Annotated in this window: 3 protein-coding genes; all 3 read right to left on the minus strand. The window is 30.8% G+C overall.

Features of this window, described 5'->3' with window-relative positions; translation table 11 throughout:
- Position 1: 1 nt before the first annotated feature.
- Positions 2–505 carry a restriction endonuclease subunit S gene (locus tag ACT8VG_RS08805; protein WP_444195657.1) on the minus strand — a complete coding sequence of 168 codons (504 nt, stop codon included), beginning with the start codon at positions 503–505 and terminating at the stop codon, positions 2–4.
- Positions 495–2,000, minus strand: a complete 1,506-nt coding sequence (locus ACT8VG_RS08810; RefSeq protein ID WP_444195658.1) for an N-6 DNA methylase — start codon at positions 1,998–2,000, stop codon at positions 495–497. Before ACT8VG_RS08810 ends, ACT8VG_RS08805 begins: the two co-directional genes overlap by 11 nt.
- A 294-nt stretch (positions 2,001–2,294) precedes the next feature.
- A partial coding sequence (locus tag ACT8VG_RS08815; protein WP_444195659.1) for an AIPR family protein occupies positions 2,295–3,483 on the minus strand: 1,189 nt, incomplete at its 5' end.

Raw genomic sequence — 3,483 nt, forward strand, 5'->3', positions numbered from 1 at the left:
TCTAAGCCACTAAATTATTGTTTATTTTATTATTGAGTTCTATTTTATCATCAATAGATTTCAAAATACTTGCTGTCTTAATCTGAATATTTATATCAAAACCAGGAACTTCATAATTCATAATAGATTTTTTATCACCTCTAGGCATTTTAGTTCCCTTAGAAGTAGCCATTGAATACTCAAAAAAAGAATCATCCGAAAGAACATAATAAAGGAATTCAGTATCAAATCCTTCTTTAGCACTAAATACTAATACATCATTTGAACATCCACCATTAAATCTAGCTTTCCAAATTTTTTTGAAATAAGGTCGAATATTTGACACAAGAACATCACCACATTCAAATCTCTGTGTAGTATTGCATTTTGGAAGTGAAGTTGCTTTAGTAATTCCTGCTTTGTTTGGTAGCATATTTTCTGTAGAAATATAATTCTCTAATGTTAGAGATGAAACTTCAACCTTTTCTTTGCGGAAAGAACATATATCTTCTAATCTATATTTCATATCCAATAGCCTCTAAATTCTTTCTGATTTCTTCCTCAAGTTCATGATTCTTCTTAAACATATCTGATAATTCAGATGTCAAACGAGCCATTTTCTCTTCAAATGGTTCATCATCCTCTTCTACTTCTTCAATACCAACATATCTACCAGGTGTAAGAATATAATCTTGTTTTTCAATTTCGTTTGTATCTACTACAGCACAAAATCCCTTAACATCTTCAAGATTACCATCTTGAAACTGAGAAAAAGTATCTGCTAATTTTTGAATATCATCATCTGAGAAATCTCTATGTTTACGATCTACCATATGTCCCATTTTACGAGCATCAATAAATAGAGTTTCATTTTTTTGTTTTTTATTTTTTGATATAAACCATAGAGTTACGGGAATTGTAACACTATAGAATAACTGTGTTGGTAATGCTACAATACCTTCAATAAGATCGGCATTTATGATATTCTTTCTAATTTCACCTTCACCACTACTTTGAGTAGATAATGCTCCATTGGCAAGCACAAGACCAATTTTTCCATTTGGTGCTAAGTGATGTATCATATGCTGAATCCAAGCATAGTTGGCATTTCCTGCAGGTGGTGTACCATATTTCCAACGAACATCATCTTTAAGGTTTTCTTGTCCCCAGTTAGAAAGGTTAAATGGTGGATTAGCCATAATAAAATCAGCTTTTAATGTTTTATGTAAATCATTAAAGAAAGTATCTGCTTGATATGGACCAAAATCAGCATCAATTCCACGAATAGCCATATTCATTTTAGCCATTTTCCAAGTATCAGCATTTGATTCCTGACCATAAACTGCTATTTCTCCACGTTTACCACTATGTGCCTGTATAAACTTTGCACTCTGAACAAACATACCTCCAGAACCACAGCATGGATCGTACACTCTACAGTTCTTAAAAGGTTTTAGTATAGCAACTATAGTTTTTACAATGCTTGATGGAGTGTAGAATTCTCCACCCTTTACACCCTCATAGGCTGCAAACTGCTGAATACAATATTCATATGTTCTACCAAGAAGATCCTTACTATCTTCTGTGTCTCCCATGTCCATATTAGTAAACAAATCTACTACTTCACCTAATACTCGTTTATCTAAATCAGGGCTTGCATAAATTTTAGGAAGAACATTCTTAAGACTAGTATTCTCTTTTTCTATTGCTCTCATGGCATCATCAATTACTTTCCCAATTTCTGGTTCATGTGCCGCAGCAGAAATCGTACTCCAACGTGCTTCTTCAGGTACAAAGAAAATATTTTCTTCTGCATAAGCATCTCTGTCATCTTCAAATCCATCGCCTTCTTCTACAAGCTGTACGTATCTCTTTTCAAACGCACTAGAGATATAACGCAAAAAGATAAGTCCTACAATTACCTTTCTATAATCAGCTGCTGGAATATGTCCCCAAAGAACACAAGCTGCATCCCATATTTGTTTTTCAAAACCTATATTAGCATTATTACTTGTTGCCATTACTTAACCTCCAAATTTGCATTATTCTAGAATATTTTATTTAAAATACATCTATCTAACATTTTAAATTATAATTATCAATATTTCAATATTGCTAAAGTCACAGCAACATTTATTAACTTAAGAAAACTGCTTTTCAAAAATATATCACTCCCTAACAGATATATTATATATTACTTTTTAAATACTTGTCTTTACCTAAGTTCCTACAATTCCTTTTATCAGGTAGCAAAATATAAAATCGCAAAAAGAACGGTAAACACCGTTCTCATCTTGGCAAGAAAACCCTGCAAACTATCTCTTTAAAATTTCACAAGCACTTATGAATTCATTTCTCATAGTTCTCTTATTAATAACATTTAAAAAATCCTTTACTATACTATCCCTATATTTCTTATCAGTTTTAAATAAATTACTGGCACTTGTAACTTCATTACGTCCTACACAATCCTCATACGTATCGCATAACGAATCTAATATTATTTCAATCAGTGATTCAAGTCTTTCTTCATAATCATCAGCTTTATAATTAGATATAAACTTTGAAAACACCAAATTAGGGTTCTTTAATGGAGAAGTATTAATATTTAAATCATCACGTGAATAGTCTCCATTCGCAATAAAATAAGATAGTCCTAATAAAGAAAAAATCACATACTTCGCATTTTTCAGGACAACTTTATCATCTTCTGTGATTGTAGTTCCATTCTTCAATTTCGTTTCTATTATTGAATAGTCCTCTGACAACTGAATCAAATCAAGAATAAACTCTTTTTTATTTGGATCCTTCTCATAATTCACCATATACAGTTTATTATATAGTGGCTTATTTTCAAATATTTTTCCCTTTCCACTTCTAGCTGTACCAGGTTGCTGATAACCAAATGAGAGTAATAGCTGACCAAGTTCATCATTTTTTATACTTTTTATATTTTTTACATTACGTTTTTTCTTTTCACCACGTTTAATTTCTAAATAAACTCCTTCTTTCCCAAGCCATCTCTGTAACATCTTCATTTCAGGAGAATTTGATTTTAAATCTCTTGGATTAATTGGTTTTTGAGAGTTTGTGGCCTCAGCTATCTTTGAATAAAGTTTTTGATCATCATTCTTTATGCTTATAATTTTACATGGAAGATAAAATTTGTCATTATTACTTCCTTTATAATTACCAATTCTATTAGTAGTCTGTCCACCATTAACAATCGAAAAATCATAAAGTTTAACCTTATTTCCATCTAAAACGTACTCACTACAGGCAATTGTTAGTCCATTATTATAAAACCAAAAATTATCTCTTTCCTTATCTAAAGTCATCTTGATAGCTTCATCAACGGTTTTATTTTTAATATATTTTCTAATATTTAAGTCAAACAAACCTTCATCCTTGAACTTGTTATACATATGAATAAGTGATTCCGAAGACATGTTAACCATAATGCCTGATATATTATTAGTTTCATATTGCAATACATTATTAGGG

Origin of the sequence: Catenibacterium sp. (assembly GCF_052354645.1) — a bacterium.
Classification (GTDB): domain Bacteria; phylum Bacillota_I; class Bacilli_A; order Erysipelotrichales; family Coprobacillaceae; genus Catenibacterium; species Catenibacterium mitsuoka_A.

What these genes read in the sequence shown, in the direction of transcription:
- ACT8VG_RS08805 (WP_444195657.1), bottom strand. Translation starts at nt 505, where the DNA reads ATGAAATATAGATTAGAAGATATATGTTCTTTCCGCAAAGAAAAGGTT.
- ACT8VG_RS08810 (WP_444195658.1), bottom strand. Translation starts at nt 2,000, where the DNA reads ATGGCAACAAGTAATAATGCTAATATAGGTTTTGAAAAACAAATATGG.